This window comes from Lysobacter hankyongensis (genome assembly GCF_039543145.1).
Taxonomy (GTDB): domain Bacteria; phylum Pseudomonadota; class Gammaproteobacteria; order Xanthomonadales; family Xanthomonadaceae; genus Lysobacter_I; species Lysobacter_I hankyongensis.
Genome location: NZ_BAABJE010000027.1, coordinates 1 through 5,684, shown reverse-complemented (window position 1 = coordinate 5,684; position 5,684 = coordinate 1). Strand labels below are relative to the sequence as shown.

General features: G+C 65.5%; 6 protein-coding genes. 3 read left to right on the top strand and 3 right to left on the bottom strand.

Translation table 11 applies throughout. The annotated features are described in order from the left end of the window. Nucleotides 1–67: 67 nt before the first annotated feature. Both ABD974_RS18000 and ABD974_RS17995 read right to left on the bottom strand, forming a co-directional pair. Nucleotides 68–1,315, bottom strand: a complete 1,248-nt coding sequence (locus ABD974_RS18000; protein WP_345304729.1) for an MgtC/SapB family protein — start codon at nt 1,313–1,315, stop codon at nt 68–70. A gap of 110 nt (nt 1,316–1,425) precedes the next feature. After that, nucleotides 1,426–2,268, bottom strand: coding sequence for a universal stress protein (locus tag ABD974_RS17995; RefSeq protein ID WP_345304728.1), 843 nt, complete (start codon nt 2,266–2,268; stop codon nt 1,426–1,428). Nucleotides 2,269–2,483: 215 nt separating this feature from the next. On the opposite strand from ABD974_RS17995, the gene ABD974_RS17990 reads away from it, so the two are divergent. Continuing rightward, nucleotides 2,484–3,257, top strand: coding sequence for an SDR family NAD(P)-dependent oxidoreductase (locus ABD974_RS17990; protein ID WP_345304727.1), 774 nt, complete (start codon nt 2,484–2,486; stop codon nt 3,255–3,257). Nucleotides 3,258–3,277: 20 nt separating this feature from the next. Here the strand turns inward: ABD974_RS17990 and ABD974_RS17985 are convergent, their stop codons facing one another. After that, a complete protein-coding gene (locus tag ABD974_RS17985) occupies nt 3,278–4,282 on the bottom strand; it encodes an integron integrase (protein WP_345304730.1) in 1,005 nt (334 codons plus the stop codon). A gap of 184 nt (nt 4,283–4,466) precedes the next feature. Between ABD974_RS17985 and ABD974_RS17980 the strand changes: the two genes are divergently transcribed. Both ABD974_RS17980 and ABD974_RS17975 read left to right on the top strand, forming a co-directional pair. Next, nucleotides 4,467–4,871: an Imm63 family immunity protein gene (locus ABD974_RS17980; RefSeq protein ID WP_345304726.1), complete on the top strand. Its 405-nt coding sequence runs from the start codon at nt 4,467–4,469 to the stop codon at nt 4,869–4,871. 89 nt (nt 4,872–4,960) lie between these two features. Beyond that, nucleotides 4,961–5,242 (top strand): hypothetical protein, encoded by a 282-nt coding sequence (locus ABD974_RS17975; protein ID WP_345304725.1) that lies wholly within the window; start codon nt 4,961–4,963, stop codon nt 5,240–5,242. Nucleotides 5,243–5,684 lie beyond the last annotated feature (442 nt).

Here is a 5,684-nt window from a genome sequence, read left to right as displayed (position 1 = left end):
CCCGATACCATCACCACAGGACTCACCGCTTGAGTGGCTACAAAATCCGTACGCAGGTCAATCGCACTCACGCCGCCGTCCACCACAGCCCCAGCGCGAACGCGGCGACGATCAGCACCACGCCCGGCAACAATCGCAGCAGGAAGGCGCGGCCGCCGCGCAGCCACGCCATCAGCAGCTTGCTGCAGGAATTCGCGAGCAGCGCGACGAACACCGGCAGCCCCGCGTCGCCGAGCGCGAGCGCGTCGCCCTTCACCAGTTGCGCCACCGACGCGGTCGCCGCATGCACATCGGCCAGACCGGACACACCCGCGGCGATGGCGACGCCGGCATCGCCCAGCCAGCGATGCACGCCGGCCGAGAACAGCAGGATCGCGCTGACGATCGCGGCGAAGATCAAGGCCTGCCGGGGCTCGAACGGACGCCCGGGCGCGACCGGACGGTCGTCGACCGCACCGGCCGTTCGCCGCCAGCGCATCGAGGCGGCAGCGAGCGCCGCGGCGACGGCCGCCGCCGCCAGCGGCCACGCCAGTTGCCGCAGCAGCGGCGGCGACAGCGCGCCGACCACGACCGCGAGCATCAGGATGGTCGCGACATTCGAGAGCAACGCGGCGGCGACGCACTGCGCCAGCCACTGCGGCGCGGCGCGCGCGCGGTCGCCCATCGCGGCGATGGTCGCGGTGCTGGACACGAAACCGCCGACGAATCCGGCGAGCGCCAGACCCACGCCCGGGCCGAGCAGACGCAGCGCGACGTAGCCGCCGGCATTGATCGCCATCACCAGCACCACCAGCAGCCACAGCGTGTGCGGATTGAACGCGTTCCAGGGGTCGATCGCGCGGTCCGGCAGCAGCGGCAACACCACCACCGCGGCCGCGGCCAGCAGCAGGGCGTCGTGCAGTTCCTGTTCGGTCAGGGTGTCGCGGATGAAGCCGTGCAGCGTCGTCTTGCTGGCCAGCACCACCGCCACCACCACGCCCAGCCCGGCCGCCAGCGGCAGCGCGGTCATCGCCAGCACGCCGAGCAGGAAGGTCACCAGCATCGCGACCTCGGTGGTGAGGCCGGGGTCTTCGCTGCGGCTGCGGCGATAGCTCGCCAGCGCCGCCAGCGCCACGAACGCGCCGCCGATGGCGATGCCCACGCCGCCCACCCGCTGCGCGATGGCGCCGGCCAGCGCCACCAGGATGAAGGTGCGCACACCGGCGGCGGCGCGACCGGGACCGTCGCCCTTGTTGCGCTCGCGCTCGATGCCGATCAGCAGACCGACCGCGAAGGCGACGCAGAAACCCGGCAGTTCGGTGGACAGCGTCGGCATCGTGCATCCGGCAGAAGGACGTCAGGCGGGAAACGACAGGCAGCGCCTGCAGCTTACGCCGCCCGCGACGCCGGTCGCGTCGCCGTGCATGAAACCGCCGACGGACCGGCTCAATGCGCGAACAGTACCGGCAGATGCGCCGTTTGCAGCAGTTCTCGGGTGGTGCCGCCAAGCATCGCCTCGCGCAACCGGGAGTGGCCGTAACCGCCAGCGACCAGCAGATCTGCACCGACATTGCGCGCATGGTCGAGCAGCGCGTAGGCGACCGAGAAATTCATCCGCGGCCGCGTCACCACGTCCACCTTCAGTCCGTGCCGGGCCAGATGCGCGGCGATGTCGGCGCCGGGCTCGCTGCCGTGCCCCGCTTCGCCGACCACCGGATCGACGACCAGCACATCCACCGCGTCCGCCATCCTCAGCAACGGCATCGCATCGGCGACGGCACGCGCGGCCTCGCGCGTGGGTTTCCATGCGATGACCGCACGGCGCGGCGGCATCGTCGAGAGATTGCCCGCGGGCACCGCCAACACCGGGCGGCCGGAATGGCGCAGCACGTCGTGGAAACAGTCGTGCACCAGCATGTTCTCGACGCCATCGCGCGGCATCGTCGGCAGCACGGTCAGATCGGCATGGCGCGCGTGCATGGCCGCGGTGTTCTGCGGATAGACCGACACCGCTTCGGCGATGCGCACCTCGACCGGCACCTCGGCATTCGCGAACCGTGCGCGGAGCGCATCGGCGCGCCCCTCCGCGCGCCGACGCGCTTCCTCATGCAGGCGGGCGTAGATGTCGTAGGCCATCGCACCCCAGTCGCTGGGCATCGGCGCCGGCACGTCCACCGTGACCAGCATCGCGACATGCGCTTCGAAGGTCTGCGCGATCGCGATCGCGGCCGCGACCGGCGCGCCTTCGCTCTCGGCGTTCACGTAGGGAATCAGGAGATCCTTGATCACGGTGCACCTCGACGGACGATGGTGGAGCGCCCATTGACGCACCGATCGCCCCTCGCAACCTTGACGGCCGTCAAATGTCGGCCGCGGCGTCCATCGGCCCGGCAGAGGCCCCGCGAGAAGCGGTCCCATCAGAAGCGGCAATGCACTTGAGCCGCATCAAGATGACACCCGCACAAGGTGTCATGATGGGACCATCACCCGCACGGGAGACCGCCATGCACCGCACCCAGGACAAGGTCTGCATCGTCACCGGCGCCGCGCTCGGCATCGGACGTGCCTGCGCCGAACGGCTGGGCGAAGAAGGCGCGAAGCTCGCGCTGTTCGACGTGCTCGATACCGAAGGCGAAGCGCTCGCCGCCGAACTGAACGCGCTCGGCATCCCCGCGCGCTACTGGCATGTCGATGTGGCTTCCGAAACGAACGTGAAGACCGCGATCGACGAAGCGGCCGCGCATTTCGGGGGCCTGCATGCGCTGGTGAACAACGCCGGGATTTCCGGTTCGACCAAGCTCACGCACGAGATCAGCGAGGAAGAATGGGATCGCGTGCAGGCGGTGAACGTGAAAGGCGTGCTGTTCTGCGCCAAACACGCGATCCCGCACCTCAAGGCCGCAGGCGGCGGCAGCATCGTCAACCTGTCCTCGATCTACGGCCTGGTCGGCGCGCCCGACGTTCCGGCGTATCACGCGTCCAAGGGCGCGGTGCGGCTCATGACCAAGACCGACGCCATGACCTACGCCCCCGACCGCATCCGCGTGAACTCGGTGCACCCGGGCTATATCTGGACGCCGATGGTCGAACATCATCTCCTGGCCAGCGGCGCCACCGATCTCGATGCCGCACGCCGCGACGTCGGCCTGCTGCATCCGCTCGGACACATGGGCGACGTCGACGACATCGCCTGGGGCGTGGTGTATCTGGTCTCCGACGAATCGAAATTCGTCACCGGCGCGGAACTCACGATCGACGGCGGCTACACGGCGCGCTGAGCATCGCCATGGCCGGGTGATCATCTGTCCAGCGGACTGAGCACGCCGCCGGCGCCGCGGTTGAGGACGTGGGTGTAGATCTGGGTCGTCGCGATGTCCTTGTGCCCGAGCAATTCCTGGATGGTGCGGATGTCGGCGCCGGATTCCAGCAGATGCGTCGCGAAACTGTGGCGAAAGGTATGCGGCGTCACCGGCTGGTCGATGCCCGCCCCCTTCGCGGCCGACGACACCGCCCGCTGCAGTTGCTTCTCGTCGATGTGATGCCGCCGCTCGCGGCCATCGCGCGGATCCTTCGACCGACGAGTCGCCGGGAACAGATACTGCCATGCCAGTTGCTTCGCGGCGTTCGGGTACTTCTTCGCCAGCGCATGCGGCAACCAGACCTCGCCGAAGCCCGCGTCCAGATCGCGCGCATGCTGCACCCGCGCTGTTTCGATCTGCAGCCGCAGCGCCTCGCGCAGACTCGCCGGCAACACCGTCCGACGATCCTTGGCGCCCTTGCCTTCACGCACCGTGATCTCGTTGCGCTGCAGATCGACATCCTTGATCCGCAGGCGCACGCATTCCATCAATCGCAGACCGCTGCCGTACAACAGACTCGCCATCAACCAGTCGCGCCCGGCCAGGTGACGCAACACCACCGCCACTTCGCCCTTCGACAACACCACCGGCAAGCGCCGCGTCCGTTTGGCGCGGACCACATCTTCCATCCACGGCAATTGCAAACCCAGCACTTCCCGGTACAGGAACAGCAGCGCGGCCAGCGCCTGGTTCTGGGTACTCGGCGCGACATTGTCGCGTGTCGCCAACCGCGACAGAAAACGCTCCACCGCCACCCCGTCAAGCTCACGCGGGTGGCGCCGCCCATTGGCTTGGATATAGCGGCGAATCCAGTACAGATACGCCTGCTCGGTGCGTAAACTGTAATGCTTCAGCCGCAAACGACTGCGAACGGCCTCCAACAGCCTAGGACGGCCCGCGACGTTCTCCGCTCGCCCATCGTCATCGGATATCGGGGGCCGCATGCCGTGGTATGTCATATCAGGGGCTCTACGCCGTCTATTTCGACGATGATCCCCCATCCACCGCACTCCCGGTATCAGATAACCCCGTGTTTTCCTGTCAGTTTTCCCTGATTGACAGTCTGCTCGCGGCAGTGGCAGCGTATGCGCTACGCCCCGGGTTGGGGTCTATTAGTAGTTAGGCCTCATGGATCGACTTCAGCAGTTCAAACAAGCGTTCAAGAAAATCTGCAACAAGATCGGTCATGAGTGGCCGTTATATGCCGCCCCGCAGCATGATGGCTCACCTCATGTCGAGATTTCGGGCGATCAACTTAGCTACGTAGTAACGGAACGCGGGTCGGAGTTTGAGCGCCGCACAACCACATCCCAAGATGACCTTCTCTATTGGCTGGCGTCTGACATGGTGTTTTCGATCGCCGGGCACTACGAGCTCAATCACAGGGAACTTGGCCGAGACTCTCGACGCATCATGTTCGCCCGGGAGCTTGAGCTTATGGGGCGTATCAATCCGGCATGGCGTGGGCGTAAAGAGGCTGAGATCATGGATATTCTTGCGCGGCATCCATACCGTGACGAGAATGAGGCCTAACAATTCATTCAAGCCGACGCCGCTTCGCGGCGCGGCTTAATTCAGACGTTAGGCGTCTCTGCGTCGTAGCTCAAGGGCAACTCAATCGAATGCGCATCACATTGAAATTACAGGGCCGGGACGTTGTTTACGACAAAGCTTCTTTCGTCGCACAAGTCTTCAAGCATGACTCCAAGGTCTCGGCGCGCTTCTTTTTTCCCGACAACGATGGGTCTCCTCTCCAAACTGGGGCTTTCCAACTCAGCCAAGCGGAGGCACTGCAGCTCGCTGCTGCGTTGATTGCCGTAGCTGGTGGCTACGTGCCGGAGCACAAGAAGGCGTGTTTCTATGCAAAGTTGGGCGAGGTTGGTGAGGTCTCTATTGGCTCCTGATGCTACATCGCTCGCTCGGAGCCGCCTAACAATTCGTTCAAGCCGACCCCGCATCGTGGCGTCGGCCACGTGCCTACGCTACGCTAGCATGCGTCCGCCGCCCCGCTGCGGGGCGGCTTAACTCAGGCGTTAGGCGGCGAAAGCTTTCTACTAGCAGTGCTGCTTTAGTCCGTTCTCGGCTCCGCTCATTTCTGCGCCGGTACTGCCTTCCGCTGCTGCGCTTGTGGCTTCTGGGCTATCAAGCTTTCCTTCGGACACTTCACTGGGCGCGCTCATGTTTCGCATGTGTCGCGTTTGCTGACTTTGGAAGCAACGATCGGCTTGCGGTCGGGTCAGTCGCTCCAGATGGCCCGCTTCGGATAGATCCAGCTGATAGTTCGCTTGACCTGCGTACGGATTTTGTAGCCACTCAAGCGGTGAGTCCTGTGGTGATGGTATCGGG